This is a genomic window from Streptomyces sp. CB02366, assembly GCF_001905905.1.
Taxonomy (GTDB): Bacteria; Actinomycetota; Actinomycetes; order Streptomycetales; family Streptomycetaceae; genus Streptomyces.
Genome location: NZ_LIVT01000004.1, coordinates 304,708 through 318,389 on the forward strand (window position 1 = coordinate 304,708; position 13,682 = coordinate 318,389).

At 73.7% G+C, this 13,682-nt stretch carries 14 protein-coding genes and 1 riboswitch; of the genes, 7 read left to right on the top strand and 7 right to left on the bottom strand.

The window, feature by feature from the left end; all coding sequences use genetic code 11:
* Window positions 1-75: 75 nt before the first annotated feature.
* The 4 genes from thiE to AMK24_RS15710 form a co-directional block, all read right to left on the bottom strand.
* Window positions 76-726, bottom strand: coding sequence for a thiamine phosphate synthase (thiE, locus tag AMK24_RS15695; protein ID WP_073769360.1), 651 nt, complete (start codon window positions 724-726; stop codon window positions 76-78).
* A 76-nt stretch (window positions 727-802) separates the two neighbouring features.
* The gene (locus tag AMK24_RS15700; protein ID WP_073769361.1) at window positions 803-1,168 is read right to left on the bottom strand and encodes an Rv2175c family DNA-binding protein; all 366 of its coding nucleotides are present in this window, start codon (window positions 1,166-1,168) and stop codon (window positions 803-805) included.
* Window positions 1,169-1,270: 102 nt separating this feature from the next.
* Window positions 1,271-2,446 carry an NAD(P)/FAD-dependent oxidoreductase gene (locus AMK24_RS15705; protein ID WP_242435180.1) on the bottom strand — a complete coding sequence of 392 codons (1,176 nt, stop codon included), beginning with the start codon at window positions 2,444-2,446 and terminating at the stop codon, window positions 1,271-1,273.
* A gap of 155 nt (window positions 2,447-2,601) precedes the next feature.
* On the bottom strand, window positions 2,602-2,943 hold the full coding sequence (locus AMK24_RS15710) for a hypothetical protein (protein WP_073769363.1): 342 nt from the start codon (window positions 2,941-2,943) through the stop codon (window positions 2,602-2,604).
* A 52-nt stretch (window positions 2,944-2,995) separates the two neighbouring features.
* Window positions 2,996-3,108: riboswitch (TPP riboswitch) on the top strand.
* Between AMK24_RS15710 and thiO the strand changes: the two genes are divergently transcribed.
* From thiO to AMK24_RS15735, 5 genes are all read left to right on the top strand, one after another.
* Complete coding sequence (gene thiO, locus AMK24_RS15715; protein ID WP_073769364.1) at window positions 3,106-4,320, top strand: glycine oxidase ThiO; 1,215 nt, start codon at window positions 3,106-3,108, stop codon at window positions 4,318-4,320. (Overlaps the previous riboswitch by 3 nt.)
* Window positions 4,317-4,637, top strand: coding sequence for a sulfur carrier protein ThiS (gene thiS, locus AMK24_RS15720; RefSeq protein WP_079190530.1), 321 nt, complete (start codon window positions 4,317-4,319; stop codon window positions 4,635-4,637). Before thiO ends, thiS begins: the two co-directional genes overlap by 4 nt.
* 2 nt (window positions 4,638-4,639) lie before the next feature.
* Window positions 4,640-5,434 (top strand): thiazole synthase, encoded by a 795-nt coding sequence (locus AMK24_RS15725; RefSeq protein WP_073769365.1) that lies wholly within the window; start codon window positions 4,640-4,642, stop codon window positions 5,432-5,434.
* 175 nt (window positions 5,435-5,609) lie between these two features.
* Window positions 5,610-7,535 (top strand): Stk1 family PASTA domain-containing Ser/Thr kinase, encoded by a 1,926-nt coding sequence (gene pknB, locus AMK24_RS15730; RefSeq protein WP_073769366.1) that lies wholly within the window; start codon window positions 5,610-5,612, stop codon window positions 7,533-7,535.
* Between the two features lie 6 nt (window positions 7,536-7,541).
* Complete coding sequence (locus tag AMK24_RS15735; protein ID WP_073769367.1) at window positions 7,542-8,414, top strand: deoxyribonuclease IV; 873 nt, start codon at window positions 7,542-7,544, stop codon at window positions 8,412-8,414.
* A gap of 3 nt (window positions 8,415-8,417) precedes the next feature.
* Here the strand turns inward: AMK24_RS15735 and AMK24_RS15740 are convergent, their stop codons facing one another.
* Window positions 8,418-9,053, bottom strand: a complete 636-nt coding sequence (locus AMK24_RS15740) for a sulfite oxidase-like oxidoreductase (protein ID WP_073769368.1) — start codon at window positions 9,051-9,053, stop codon at window positions 8,418-8,420.
* Window positions 9,054-9,210: 157 nt separating this feature from the next.
* Between AMK24_RS15740 and bfr the strand changes: the two genes are divergently transcribed.
* Complete coding sequence (gene bfr / locus AMK24_RS15745) at window positions 9,211-9,690, top strand: bacterioferritin (RefSeq protein ID WP_073769369.1); 480 nt, start codon at window positions 9,211-9,213, stop codon at window positions 9,688-9,690.
* Between the two features lie 4 nt (window positions 9,691-9,694).
* Here bfr and AMK24_RS15750 read toward each other — a convergent pair whose 3' ends face one another.
* The gene (locus tag AMK24_RS15750) at window positions 9,695-9,940 is read right to left on the bottom strand and encodes a (2Fe-2S)-binding protein (protein ID WP_073769370.1); all 246 of its coding nucleotides are present in this window, start codon (window positions 9,938-9,940) and stop codon (window positions 9,695-9,697) included.
* A gap of 162 nt (window positions 9,941-10,102) precedes the next feature.
* Window positions 10,103-11,449, bottom strand: coding sequence for a class II 3-deoxy-7-phosphoheptulonate synthase (locus AMK24_RS15755; RefSeq protein ID WP_073769586.1), 1,347 nt, complete (start codon window positions 11,447-11,449; stop codon window positions 10,103-10,105).
* A 309-nt stretch (window positions 11,450-11,758) separates the two neighbouring features.
* Between AMK24_RS15755 and AMK24_RS15760 the strand changes: the two genes are divergently transcribed.
* Window positions 11,759-13,657 carry an anthranilate synthase family protein gene (locus tag AMK24_RS15760; RefSeq protein WP_073769371.1) on the top strand — a complete coding sequence of 633 codons (1,899 nt, stop codon included), beginning with the start codon at window positions 11,759-11,761 and terminating at the stop codon, window positions 13,655-13,657.
* The last annotated feature ends 25 nt before the right edge of the window (window positions 13,658-13,682 follow it).

Genomic DNA, 13,682 nt, shown 5'->3' on the forward strand with positions numbered 1-13,682 from the left:
CTTTGTCTCGTTTTGCCGGACTGTTGTCCAGTCCTCGGACAGCATCCCGGGACGTGCGCCGCCGACGGGCGGGTCTCAGAGCGACCGCGCCCGGATGCGGCGGGCCAGTTCGGCGGTGGCGGCTGCCGGGTCGGCGGCCTCGGTGAGGGCCCGGACGACGACGACGCGGCGGGCTCCGGCGTCCAGCACCTGGTCCAGGTTGCCCGCGTCGATCCCGCCGATCGCGAACCAGGGGCGCGGCTGGTCGAGCGAGGCCGCGTAGCGCACGAGGCCGAGGCCGGGGGCGTGGCGGCCGGGCTTGGTGGGGGTGGGCCAGCAGGGGCCGGTGCAGAAGTAGTCCACGCCGTCCTGGGCGACGGCCGCGTCGACCTCCGCCTCGGCGTGCGTGGAGCGGCCGACGATCCGGTCGGCGCCGATGATCGCGCGGGCCGCGGGGACCGGCAGGTCGCCCTGGCCGAGGTGGAAGACGTCGGCGCCGACGGCGTGGGCGACGTCGGCACGGTCGTTCACCGCGAGGAGCTTGCCGTGCCGACGGCAGGCGTCGGCGAACACCGCGAGGTGCTCCAGCTCCTCGGCGGCCTCCATGCCCTTGTCCCGGAGCTGGACGATGTCGACGCCGGAGGCGAGCACCGCGTCCAGGAAGGCGGGCAGGTCGCCCCGGTCCTTGCGGGCGTCCGTGCAGAGGTAGAGCCGGGCGTCGGACAGCTGCTCGCGGATCGTGGACATCGGTGGCGCTCCCCCGTGGTCGTGACGGTGCACGGGCCGCGTCGAACGGCCCGTGCACCGCTTCCTGTCGGATCGGTCAGACGGCGAGCGCCTGGGCGCGGCGCTTCACCTCCGTCCCGCGATTCTCGCTCAGCGCCTGCGCGGGGGTGCCGGGCAGGGTCGGGTCGGGGGTGAAGAGCCACTCCAGCATCTCTTCGTCGGAGAAGCCGTCGTCCCTCAGGAGGGTCAGGGTGCCGGAGAGGCCCTTGACCACCTTGTCGCCGTCGATGAAGGCGGCGGGCACCTGGAGCGTCCGGTTCTCCCCGCGGCGCACGGCGATGAGCTGGCCCTCCTTGACCAGCTGGCGCACGCGCGTCACCTCGACGCCGAGCATTTCGGCGATGTCGGGAAGGTGGAGCCAGGCAGGGACGAGAGCATCGGTCTTTGCGTCAATCTCGGTCACGAGGACAAGCGTGCCATCCAGGACCGACAGCCGGTAGCCGGGCCCGACCGTACGGGGGCGGGGACGCGGCGGGCCGGTGGCCGTCCGGCGGGGCGGCCCCCCTCAGAGGGCGGCGGACTTCAGGGGTACGGCGGGGTCGGCGGCCTTCTCCGGATCGAGGGCGGCCCCCGACTCGATGAGCCTGCGCCCCTGGGCGAGATCGCGCGGGCGGCCCACGGCCAGCACGGCGACCAGCGCGCCCTCGCGCAGCCAGCACACCGACCAGGCCGGGTCCGCCCCGTCGCCGCGCCACAGCAGGGTGTCGGCGTCCGCGTGGTGGCCGGCGTACTGGACGAAGCGCCCGAACTGCTCGGACCAGAAGTACGGGACGGGGTCGTGGACGGGCAGCGGCGCGCCGGTCCCGGCGGCCGTGATCGAGGCGGCGGCGGTGCGCGGGCCCTGGAGCGCGTTGTCCCAGTGATGGACCAGGAGGCGGGCGCCGTAGCGGGCGGAGGGGAAGGAGGCGCAGTCCCCGACCGCGTACACGTCGGGCAGCGAGGTGCGCAGCGCGCTGTCGGCGGTGACCGAGCCGTCCGGGCCGAGCGCGACCCCGGAGCCGGCCAGCCACCCGGTGGCGGGGCGCGCGCCGATGCCGACGACCACGGCCCCGGCGGGCAGCGCCCGGCCGTCCGCGAGGACGACGGCTCCCTCCTCGACGCGGTCGACCCGGGCGCCGGTGAGGAGTTCGGCGCCGCTCTCCGCGTACCAGGCGGTCATCGGGGCGGTCACCTCCGCGGGCAGGGTTCCGGCGAGCGGGCGGGCGGCGGCCTCGACGACGGTGACCGCGCAGCCCGCGGCGCGGGCCGCGGTGGCGAACTCCGCGCCGATCCACCCCGCCCCGACGACGACCACGTCGTGCTGCCGCTCCAGGACGGGCCGCAGCCGGGCGGCGTCGTCGAGCGTGCACAGCAGATGGACCCCGGGCACGCCCTCGGAGCCGGGCAGGGCGACGGGCTCCGCGCCGGTCGCGATGATCAGGGCGTCGTAGGGGACGGGTCCGTCGGCGGTGTCCAGCAGGTGGTCGGCGGCGCGCAGGGCGGTGACGTCCAGGCCGAGGCGCAGGGTGATGTCCAGCGCCTCGAAGTCGACGTCGAACGCGGAGTCCTCGGCCTTGCCCAGCAGCACGGCCTTGGACAGCGGGGGCCGGTCGTAGGGCTGGTGGGGCTCGGCGCCGATCAGGGTCACGGGCCCGGCGAAGCCCGCCTCGCGCAGGGCGACGGCGCTCTGCACGCCGGCCATGCCCGCTCCGACGATCACGACGTTCCGGGCGGGGCTCTTCTCCGTCTGCTGCTCGCTCACCCGTCCACCCTAATCACCTGACAAAGCGTCAGGAAGGGGGCCGCCGGAAGGGGTGGCGCCGGGAGGCGGGCGGGCCGCCGCCAGGACGCCGTCCGTCAGGAGGGCAGCTCCTCCACCACGCTGGTCCCGCAGCCCTCCTGGGACTCCCACGCCCACCGCTCCTCCAGCCGCACCCTGCCGTCCGGGAGGTCCACGACGGTGGAGAGGCAGTGCCCGGACGAGGTGCTTCCGTCCTGCTTGAGCTGGACGTAGCGGAAGTCCAGCGCGTCCCCGTGCCGGGTGCCGACGAGATGGCCGCGGACCACGTCGCCGCCCGTGTACTCGGCCCAGATCCGGCCGCCCTCCTCGTGGTACGCGAACCGGGTGCGGGTTCCGACCTGGCCGGGGGCCTGGTCGGCGACGGGTGCGAGGACGAGTCCGTCGAGCGAACGGGCCATGGCGGCTGCTCCCCTACTGGGCGGTGGGCGGCGGGGTTTAGGGTGGCCAAGGTAGAACACTCGCGGGAGCCCGGACGCACCGGGCTGAGAGGGAGGCTGACCGGCCTCCGACCGTACGAACCTGATCCGGGTCATGCCGGCGAAGGGAGGGGCTGGACACCCATGCACGTCGCGGGAGACACCACCGGGGCTCCGGGAAGAACACCGGGGCCGGACGGAGCCGACGTCCTCGTCGTGGGGGGCGGCGTCATCGGCCTGGTCACCGCCTGGCGGGCCGCCCAGCGCGGGCTGGCGGTCACCGTGGCCGATCCGGCGCCGGGCGGCGGGGCCGCCCGGGTCGCGGCGGGCATGCTGGCCGCCGTCACCGAACTGCACTACGGCGAGCAGACGCTGCTCGGCCTCAACCTCCTCTCGGCCGCCCGTTATCCGGCGTTCGTCGAGGAGTTGGAGGAGGCGAGCGGCCGGGACACCGGCTTCCGGACCTGCGGCACGCTCGCCGTCGCGCTGGACTCCGACGACCGGGCGCACCTGCGCGAACTGCACGCCCTCCAGGAGCGGTCGGGCCTGGAATCGGTCTGGCTGAGCGGCCGTGAGTGCCGCCGCCTGGAGCCGATGCTGGCCCCGGGGGTGCGGGGCGGCCTCCGGGTCGACGGCGACCACCAGGTGGACCCGCGCCGCCTCGCCGCGGCGCTGCTGACCGCGTGCGAGCGGGCCGGGGTCGCCTTCCGCCGGACGACCGCCGAGCGGCTCACCGTCGCCGGGGGCCGGGCCGCCGGGGCGCTGCTCGGCGACGGCACGGAGTTCGCGGCCGACCAGGTCGTCCTCGCGGCGGGCAGCCTCAGCGGCCGGCTGGCGGGGCTCCCGCCGGAGCTCGTGCCGCCGGTACGGCCGGTGAAGGGCCAGGTCCTGCGGCTCACCGTGCCCCCGGCGTACGCCCCCTTCCTCAGCCGCACCGTGCGCGCGGTGGTCCGGGGCGGCCACCTCTACCTGGTACCGCGCGAGAACGGCGAGCTGGTCGTCGGGGCCACCAGCGAGGAGATGGGCTGGGACACCACGGTCACCGCCGGAGGGGTCTACGAACTGCTGCGCGACGCCCACGAGCTGGTGCCGGGGATCACGGAGCTGCCGTTGACCGAGACCCGGGCCGGTCTGCGTCCCGCGTCCCCGGACAACGCCCCGCTGCTCGGCCCGACCGCCCTGCCCGGCCTGCTGTTCGCCACCGGCCACCACCGCAACGGCGTGCTGCTGACGGCCGTGACCGGGGACGCGATGGCCGACGCGCTCACCACCGGCGAGCTGCCCGAGGCGGCCCGCCCCTTCTCCCCGGCCCGCTTCGAGCCCGCCCCCGCCCCCGTACCCCAGGAGCAGTCCGTATGACCCAGCAGTCCGCCGCACCGGCAGCCGCCGCTCCCCCGACCGGCTCCGCGGCCGGGCCCGAAGCCGCCGCCGTACCCGAAGCCGCCCCCGCACCCGAAGCCGCCGTGCCGGGAACCGTCTCCGTCTCCGTGAACGGGGAGGTCCGGGCCGTTCCCGCCGGAACGGATCTGGGCGCCCTCGTCGCCGCCCTGACGCGGGCCCCCGCCGGGGTCGCCGCCGCCGTCAACGAGAGCGTCGTCCCGCGCGGCCGGTGGGCCGCGACCCCGCTCGGTGAGGGCGACCGCGTCGAGGTCCTGACCGCCGTCCAGGGAGGCTGACCATGTCGGACGACGTCTTCACGCTGGGGCCCGCCGCCTTCGGCTCGCGACTGATCATGGGCACCGGCGGGGCGCCGAGTCTGGAGGTGCTGGAGCGTTCGCTGATCGCGTCGGGCACCGAGCTGACCACGGTCGCGATGCGACGGCTGGACCCGACCGTCCGGGGGTCGGTGCTCTCGGTGCTGGAGCGGCTCTCCGTCCAGGTGCTGCCGAACACCGCGGGCTGCTTCACCGCGGGCGAGGCGGTGCTGACCGCCCGGCTGGCCCGGGAGGCGCTCGGCACGAACTGGGTGAAGCTGGAGGTGATCGCCGACGAGCGGACCCTGCTGCCCGACCCGATCGAGCTGCTGGACGCGGCGGAGACCCTGGTGGACGACGGGTTCGTGGTGCTTCCCTACACCAACGACGATCCGGTGCTGGCCCGGAAGCTGGAGGACGTGGGGTGCGCGGCGATCATGCCGCTGGGCTCCCCCATCGGCTCCGGGCTCGGCATCCGCAACCCGCACAACTTCGAGCTGATCGTCGAGCGGGCCGGGGTGCCCGTGATCCTCGACGCGGGGGCCGGGACGGCCTCGGACGCGGCGCAGGCGATGGAGCTGGGGTGCGCGGCCGTGATGCTCGCCTCCGCGGTGACCCGGGCCCAGGAGCCCGAGCTGATGGCGGGTGCGATGCGTCACGCGGTGGAGGCCGGGCGGCTCGCGTACCGGGCCGGCCGGATTCCGCGCCGCCACTTCGCCGAGGCGTCGTCCCCGGTGGCCGGGCGGGCGGCGCTCGACCCAGAACGCCCGGCGTTCTGAGGTCCCCCGCCCGCCAGGCCACCGGGGCTGTGGGTGGAGCCGCCCGGTCAGAGCCCCCGCCCGGCCGGGGTCCCGCCCCACCTGGGGCGGGGCCCTGTCACGGATCGGCTGCAGAACGGCCCCGGGGACGCCCCGGGCCGTCCGGCGTGTCGGCGGCGGCTCGTAGACTCTCGGGGTGGACACGACCCTCCAGGACCCCCTCGTCGGGCAGCTGCTCGACGGCCGGTATCGCATTGAGGCGCGCATCGCCGTCGGCGGGATGGCCACGGTCTACCGGGCCGTGGACACCCGCCTGGACCGGGTGCTCGCCCTCAAGGTGATGCACCCGGCGCTCGCCACCGACGTCTCCTTCGTCGAGCGCTTCATCCGGGAGGCCAAGTCGGTGGCGCGCCTCGCGCACCCCAACGTGGTCGCGGTCTTCGACCAGGGCGCCCAGGGCGCGTACGTCTACCTGGCGATGGAGTACGTGGCGGGCTGCACCCTGCGGGACGTGCTGCGCGAGCGCGGGGCGCTGCGGCCCCGGGCGGCGCTGGACATCCTGGAGCCGGTCCTCGCCGCGCTCGGGGCGGCGCACCGGGCGGGGTTCGTGCACCGCGACATGAAGCCGGAGAACGTCCTCATAGGGGACGACGGCCGGGTGAAGGTCGCCGACTTCGGCCTGGTCAGGGCGGTCGGCACGGCCACCGACACCACCGGGTCGCTGCTGGGCACGGTGTCGTACCTGGCCCCCGAGCAGATCGAGCACGGTTCGGCCGACACCCGCAGCGACGTCTACGCCTGCGGGGTCGTGCTGTACGAGATGCTGACCGGCGCCAAGCCGTACACCGGCGAGAACGCCGCCCAGGTCATCTACCAGCACCTCAACTCCGACGTACCGCCCCCCTCCGCCGTCGTGCCGGGGCTCCCGGTGGCGCTGGACGGCCTGGTGGCGAGCGCCACCGCCCGCAATCCCGAGGTGCGCCCGCACGACGCGGTGCTGCTGCTGGCCGAGGCCCGCGAGGCCCGCGCCGGACTGTCCGAGGCCGAGCTAGACGCCGTGCCGCCGCAGGCCCTGTCGGACGTCCATGACGGCGCGGAGGACCGTACGAGCGTGCTCCCGCGCGCCCTCCCGGCGGACGGCGCCGGGGCCGTGCACCGCACCAGCCGCCTGGAGGCGCCGCCCGCGGGGCCCGCCCCCCGGCGGCCGCTGCTGCGGCGCGGGCCCTTCGGCGGACCGCACCGCACCCTGATCCTGGTGCTGACCGCCGTCCTGCTGACGCTCGGCGTCGGCACCGGCGTCTGGTACATCAACTCCGGGCAGTTCACCCGGGTCCCCCCGCTGCTCGGCCAGACCCAGCAGGAGGCCGAGCGGCGGATCGCCGAGGCTGGCCTCGGCCTCAAGGGCGTGGACCGGGTCTTCAGCGACAGCGTCGAGCGGGGTGAGGTCGTGCGCAGCGACCCCGCGTCGGGCGACCGGATCCGGGGCAACGGCTCGGTGAAGCTCGTGGTCTCCCGGGGCCCGGAGATCGTGCGGGTGCCGGACGTGGCGGGCAGCTCCCTCGCGGACGCCCGGCGCTCCCTGAAGAAGGCGGGGCTGGTGCCCGGCATGGTGACCAGGGAGTTCAGCGAGGACGTGCCCCGGGGCGAGGTGGTCCGCACGGACCCCCGCGCGGGCGCCGACCGCCACCCGGACACGGCCGTGGCGCTCGTCGTCAGCAAGGGCGCCCCCGTCGAGGTGCCGGACGTCACCGGGCTCTCCGTCCAGGACGCCACCGCCGAGCTGGAGGCCGAGGGGCTCAAGGCCGAGGCGCTGCCCGGCCGGGTCCACTCCTCCGAGGTGGCGGGCGACGTCGCCGAGCAGTCCCCCGGCGAGGGGACCGAGGCCGCCGAGGGCGACACGGTCGAGCTGACCGTCTCCAAGGGCCCCCGCCTGGTGGACGTCCCGGACGTCACCGGCCGCAACGTCGACGAGGCGCGGAGCACACTGGAGGAGGCGGGCTTCGAGGTGAAGGTCGACCGGCCTTTCCTCTCCTTCAGCGACACGGTCGCGAGCCAGTCCGTGGACGGCGGCGAGCGGGCCCCCGAGGGGTCCACGATCACCATCGAGACCAAGGGGTTCTAGAACCGCATGCACGCTCTGCGCAATCCGGTGGGCGGCCACGTCCCGGTGGCCGGCGGCCTGGCCAAGGTCGGCCTGGAGTACGCCCGGGAGCTGGCGGCGGAGGCCGTGCAGGTCTTCGTGGCCAACCCGCGCGGCTGGGCGACGCCCGCCGGGAACCCGGCGCAGGACGAGCTGTTCCGCGCCGGGTGCGCGGCGGCCTCCATCCCGGCGTACGTGCACGCCCCGTACCTGATCAACTTCGGGTCGCACACCGGGGCGACGGTGGAGAAGTCCGTGGACTCCCTGCGCCACTCGCTGCGGCGGGCCCGGGAGATCGGCGCGCGGGGCGTGGTGGTGCACACCGGTTCCGCCACCGGCGGGAGGCCGCGCGCGCAGGCGCTGGCGCAGGTGCGCGAGCGCATGCTCCCGCTGCTGGACGAGCTGACCCGCGACGACGACCCGGACCTGCTGCTGGAGTCGACGGCCGGGCAGGGCTCCTCGCTCTGCTCGCGGACCTGGGACTTCGGGCCGTACTTCGAGGCGCTGGACGCCCACCCGAAGCTGGGGATCTGTCTGGACACCTGCCACATCTACGCGGCGGGCCACGATCTGACCGGCCCGTCCGGGATGCGGCAGACGCTGGACCTGCTGGTGGGGACGGTCGGCGCGGGGCGGCTCAAGCTGATCCACGCCAACGACTCCAAGGAGGCGGTGGGGGCGCACAAGGACCGGCACGAGAACATCGGGTCCGGTCACATCGGGGCGGAGCCGTTCGGTGAGCTGTTCGGGCATCCGGCGACCGAGGGCGTACCGCTGGTCATCGAGACGCCCGGCGGCAAGGAGGGGCACGCGGCGGACGTGGCCCGGCTGAAAGGGCTGCGCGGCGCGCCCCGGCCGTGACGGCTACAGCTCCGGGCCGTCCCCGGGCTCTTCCTGGTAGGAGTAGCGCTGCTCGGACCAGGGGTCGCCGATGTTGTGGTAGCCCCGCTCCTCCCAGAAGCCCCGCCGGTCGGCCGTCATGTACTCGATGCCCCGGACCCACTTCGGGCCCTTCCACGCGTACAGGTGCGGGACGACGAGGCGGAGCGGGAAGCCGTGTTCGGCGGTGAGGAGTTCGCCGTCCTTGTGGGTGGCGAAGAGGGAGCCTTCGGAGGCGAAGTCGGCCATGCGCAGGTTCGAGGAGAAGCCGTACTCGGCCCAGACCATCACATGGGTGGCCTCGGGGGCGGGCGGAGCGAGTTCCAGGACCGTACGGGCGGGGACGCCGCCCCATTCCGCGCCGAGCATGCTGAACTTCGTCACGCAGTGGAGGTCCGCGACGACCGAGGAGAAGGGCAGCGCGGAGAATTCCTGGTGGTTCCAGCAGTGTTTGTCGCCGTCGGCGGTGGCCCCGAAGACCCGGAATTCCCACCGGTCGGGCTTGAACTTGGGAACGGGCCCGTAATGGGTGACCGGCCATCCGCGCTGCAATCGCTGTCCCGGCGGAAGCTCCGACTGTTCTGCTGCTGCGCGACTCTCCCGGCTTTCCGGCTGACCCATGCCTCCATGGTGACAGACAGGCAGGGGTGGTCACGACCAGGACCGGCCCCATCCGGGCAACTCGCACTAAGCATGCACTTACTGGACGGCCGCTGAGCGCGGTGCGAGGATCTGGCCGACTCGCCAGTTCGATCACCGGTTGGAAGGAGCCTTTGCCATGCAGGGCGACCCCGAGGTCCTTGAGTTTCTCAATGAGCAGCTGACTGCCGAATTGACCGCCATCAACCAGTACTTCCTGCACGCCAAGATGCAGGAGAACTTCGGGTGGACCAAGCTCGCCAAGTACACCCGGGCCGAGTCCTTCGACGAGATGAAGCACGCCGAGGTCCTCACCGACCGGATCCTGTTCCTGGACGGGCTGCCGAACTACCAGCGGCTGTTCCACGTCCGGGTGGGGCAGACGGTCACCGAGATGTTCCAGGCGGACCGCCAGGTCGAGGTGGAGGCGATCGACCGCCTCAAGCGGGGCATCGAGGTGATGCGCGCCAAGGGCGACATCACCTCCGCGAACATCTTCGAGTCGATCCTGGCGGACGAGGAGCACCACATCGACTATCTCGACACGCAGCTGGAGCTGGTCGAGAAGCTCGGGGAGCCGCTCTACATCGCCCAGCTGATCGAGCAGCCGGAGAGCTGAGGGGTCAGGCGGCTTCGGGGAGGCGTACGTCCCCGATCGCGCCGACGGCGGCGGGCTCCTGCCGCTGGTCGAGCAGCTTGCGGCGGGCGCAGTCGCCGCGGCCGAGCAGGGCCTGGATACGGCGCACACATCCGCCGCAGTCGGTCCCGGCCTTGCAGGCGGAGGCGATCTGCCGGGGGGTGCAGGCTCCGGCGTCCGCGTGCTTCTTGACCTGTGCTTCCGTGACGCCGAAGCAGGAACAGACGTACATGCGGGCCACCTTCCTGCGGATCGGTCACGGGCGCCGTCCCGATTTCCACGGTGAGGCTAACCTAACCTTACCCGCCGCTCAACCGGCGCAAAAGGCCGGATACGGCCGTGGGGCACGGATCACATGGATCCGTGCCCCACGGCTGCGCCCGCCCGGGACCGCCTACTGGTCGCGGTACATCTCGGCGACGAGGAAGGCCAGGTCCAGGGACTGGCTGCGGTTGAGGCGGGGGTCGCAGGCCGTCTCGTAGCGCTGGTGCAGGTCGTCCACGAAGATCTCGTGGCCGCCGCCCACGCACTCGGTGACGTCGTCGCCGGTGAGCTCCACGTGGATGCCGCCCGGGTGGGTGCCCAGGCCCTTGTGGACCTCGAAGAAGCCCTTGACCTCGTCCAGGACGTCGTCGAAGCGGCGCGTCTTGTGGCCGGAGGCGGCCTCGAAGGTGTTGCCGTGCATCGGGTCGGTGACCCAGGCGACGGTCGCGCCGGAGGCGGTGACCTTCTCGACCAGCTCGGGGAGCTTGTCGCGGACCTTGTCGGCGCCCATGCGGACGATGAAGGTCAGCCGGCCGGGCTCGCGCTCGGGGTCCAGGCGGTCGATGTAGCCGAGCGCCTCGTCGACGGTGGTCGTCGGGCCGAGCTTGATGCCGATCGGGTTGCGGACCTTCGAGGCGAACTCGATGTGCGCGCCGTCCATCTGGCGGGTGCGCTCCCCGATCCAGACCATGTGGCCGGAGGTGTCGTACAGCTCGCCGGTACGCGAGTCCGTGCGGGTCAGCGCCGTCTCGTAGTCGAGCAGCAGGGCCTCGTGCGAGGCGTAGAACTCGACCGCCTTGAACTCGGCCGGGTCGGTGCCGCACGCCTTCATGAAGTTGAGCGCGTTGTCGATCTCCCGGGCCAGGGCCTCGTAGCGCTGGCCGGCCGGGGACGACTTCACGAAGTCCTGGTTCCAGGCGTGGACCTGGCGCAGGTCGGCGTAGCCGCCGGTGGTGAAGGCGCGCACCAGGTTCAGCGTGGAGGAGGAGGCGTGGTACATCTGCTTCAGCCGGGCCGGGTCCGGGATCCGGGCCTCCTCGGTGAAGGCGAAGCCGTTCACCGAGTCGCCGCGGTAGGTCGGCAGGGTCACGCCGTCGCGGGTCTCGGTCGGCTTGGAGCGCGGCTTGGAGTACTGGCCGGCGATCCGGCCGACCTTGACGACCGGCACGGAGGCGGCGTAGGTCAGGACGGCGCTCATCTGGAGGAGCGTCTTCAGCTTGGCCCGGATGTGCTCGGCGGACACGGCGTCGAAGGCCTCGGCGCAGTCGCCGCCCTGGAGCAGGAACGCCTCGCCCTTGGCGACGGCTCCCAGACGGGCGCGCAGCTGGTCGCACTCGCCCGCGAAGACGAGCGGCGGATACGACGCGAGGTCCGCGAGTACATCGCGCAGGGCCTCGGAGTCGGGGTACTCGGGCTGCTGCGCCGCGGGAAGGTCTCGCCAGGTGTGGCCACCGGCGACGGAGGTATTGGCGTTCACGGTCACGCTCCCAACATTACGGGGTCGCGGAAGGCGTCCATTCGGGCGCTCAATGGGTGAGACACCTGTTCCGCCGCCCGGATCGTCCGCTAGGGTCGGGGCATGTCGACGCAACAGATCCAGCTCTCGCTCCCGAACTGGTGGTGGACCGCTCATCCGGCGGCCCGCTGACACATCGCGCTGACACATCGCGAAGGCCGCCCGAGGGGCGGCCTTTTTCTCGTTCGAAAAGCCGTTCCTCGCCCTGTGAACCCGGTGCGGGCCCCCCTGGGGAGCCCCGTCCGGGCCGTCCGGAAGGAACCCGCTCCCATGTCCCAGACCGCATCGCCCTCCGCCTCCGCCCTCGTCAGCCGGCTGCTGGCGGAGGGGGCCCCGCCCTTCGCCCTGCTGCGGCGGCGGACGCCCGGGCGTGACCACGATCACGTCGAACTGCTCATCGGCGGGGTGCGGGAGGCGGACCGGCTGGCCGACCTGCCGGTGGGCCCGTCCCCGGCCCTGGCCCTGGTGCCGTTCCGGCAGATCGCCGAGCGCGGCTTCGACGTGCGCGACGACGGCACCCCGCTGAGCGTGCTGGTCGCCGACGAGACGCACGAGCTGGGGCTCGCGGAGGTGCTGGCGGCGCTGCCCGCCCATGACGTGGCGGTGGAGGACCGCGGCTTCGACGTGCAGGACGCGGAGTACGCGGACATCGTGCGGCGGGTGATCCGGGACGAGATCGGTCGAGGCGAGGGCGCGAACTTCGTGATCCGGCGGACCTTCCGGGGCGAGATCCCCGGGTTCGGGCGGGCGGACGCGCTGGCGCTGTTCCGGCGGCTGCTGGCGGGCGAGCGGGGCGCGTACTGGACGTTCGTCGTCCACACCGGGGACAGGACGCTGGTCGGGGCCAGCCCCGAGGTGCATGTGCGGATGTCCGGCGGGACGGTCGTGATGAACCCGATCAGCGGGACCTACCGCTACCCGGACGGAGGGCCCACCGCGACGAGCCTGCTGGCGTTCCTCGGGGACCGCAAGGAGAGCGAGGAGCTGTCCATGGTGGTCGACGAGGAGCTGAAGATGATGTGCACGGTGGGCGACATGGGCGGGGTGGTGGTCGGCCCCCGGCTCAAGGAGATGGCGCACCTCGCCCACACCGAGTACGAGCTGCGCGGGAAGTCCTCGCTGGATGTGCGGGACGTGCTGCGCGAGACGATGTTCGCGGCGACCGTCACCGGCTCCCCGGTGCAGAACGCGTGCCGGGTGATCGAGCGCTACGAGCCCGGGGGCCGCGGCTACTACGCGGGCGCGCTGGCGCTGCTGGGCCGGGACGCGAGCGGGGCGCAGACCCTGGACTCCCCGATCCTGATCCGTACCGCCGACATCGCGCCCGACGGCTCGCTGCGGGTTCCGGTCGGGGCCACGCTCGTACGCCACTCGGACCCGGAGGGCGAGGTCGCCGAGACGCACGCCAAGGCGGCCGGGATCCTCGCCGCGCTGGGGGTGCGGCCGGGCCGGCCGGCCGCGGAGGCGCACCGCCCCCGGCTGGCCGCCGACCCCCGGGTGCAGGCGGCGCTGGAGGCCCGGCGCGGCTCTCTCGCCCCGTTCTGGCTGCGGATGCAGGAGCGCGCCCAGGAACTTTCCGGCCATGCCCTGGTGGTGGACGGCGAGGACACGTTCACCGCGATGCTGGCCCATCTGCTGCGGGCCGGCGGGCTGGACGTCTCGGTGCGCCGCTACGACGAGCCGGGGCTGCGCGAGGCGGTCCGGGCACACACGGGGCCCGTGGTGCTGGGCCCCGGCCCGGGCGACCCGGGCGACCCGGGCGACCCGAAGATGCGGTTCCTGCGGGAGATCGCCGCCGAGCTGCTGCGGGACCACCGGCACGGGCTGCTGGGCGTCTGCCTGGGGCATGAGCTGATCGCGGCGGAGCTGGGGCTGGAGATCGTCCGCAAGGCCGTGCCGTACCAGGGGGCGCAGACCGGGATCCGGCTGTTCGGGCGGCCGGAGACGGTGGGCTTCTACAACAGCTTCACCGGGCGGTGCGACGCCTCGGCCGCCGCCGAGCTGGCCGCGCACGGGATCGAGGTGAGCCGGGACGAGGAGAGCGGCGAGCTGCACGCACTGCGGGGGCCGGGCTTCGCCTCGGTGCAGTTCCACCCGGAGTCGGTGCTGACCGTGCGGGGTTCGGCGATCGTGACGGAGCTGCTGGCGGGGCTGCCCGTGGCGGGCTGAGCGGAAGGCGGGGCCGCCCGTGGCG